The organism is Meridianimarinicoccus zhengii (genome assembly GCF_003254465.1).
Taxonomy (GTDB): Bacteria; Pseudomonadota; Alphaproteobacteria; order Rhodobacterales; family Rhodobacteraceae; genus Meridianimarinicoccus; species Meridianimarinicoccus zhengii.
Window position 1 is genome coordinate 1 of sequence record NZ_QDFI01000197.1, and the last position, 754, is coordinate 754.

The 754-nt window shown below is 49.1% G+C and carries 1 protein-coding gene and 1 pseudogene; both read right to left on the reverse strand.

Annotation, left to right across the window (positions count from 1 at the left end; translation table 11 throughout):
• Positions 1 to 280, reverse strand: a 280-nt coding sequence (locus DDE13_RS22590; RefSeq protein WP_449288506.1) for an amino acid kinase family protein, incomplete at its 3' end; no start/stop codon positions are given.
• Positions 255 to 754: pseudogene (locus tag DDE13_RS22595) on the reverse strand (IS4-like element ISVsa5 family transposase); the annotation flags it as partial. The gene DDE13_RS22590 and the pseudogene DDE13_RS22595, both read right to left, overlap by 26 nt.

Consider the following 754-nt stretch of genomic DNA (forward strand, 5'->3'; position numbering starts at 1 on the left):
TTGCACCAAAAGTTGCCATCTCTGCCGCTTCGGCAAACGCAATTTCATCAATGCGTTTTGCTGCGGAAACTACGCGTGGATCGGTGGTGTAGATGCCCGGGACGTCGGTCCAGATATCAACACGAGATGCGTGTAAAGCCTCCGCCAGCAAGGCTGCCGTATAATCGCTGCCTCCACGGCCAAGCGTCGTTGTACGACCTTTATTTTCGCTACCGATAAATCCCTGGGTGATCACTAAGCCCTGAGAGATCCCCTCATAATTTCCCCAAAGCGTAACCATGTGTGAATAAATTTTGAGCTAGTAGGGTTGCAGCCACGAGTAAGTCTTCCCTTGTTATTGTGTAGCCAGAATGCCGCAAAACTTCCATGCCTAAGCGAACTGTTGAGAGTACGTTTCGATTTCTGACTGTGTTAGCCTGGAAGTGCTTGTCCCAACCTTGTTTCTGAGCATGAACGCCCGCAAGCCAACATGTTAGTTGAAGCATCAGGGCGATTAGCAGCATGATATCAAAACGCTCTGAGCTGCTCGTTCGGCTATGGCGTAGGCCTAGTCCGTAGGCAGGACTTTTCAAGTCTCGGAAGGTTTCTTCAATCTGCATTCGCTTCGAATAGATATTAACAAGTTGTTTGGGTGTTCGAATTTCAACAGGTAAGTTAGTTGCTAGAACCCATGGCTCCTTTGCCGACGCTGAGTAGATTTTAGGTGACGGGTGGTGACAATGAGTCCGTGTCGAGCGCTGATTTTTTCGGCCTT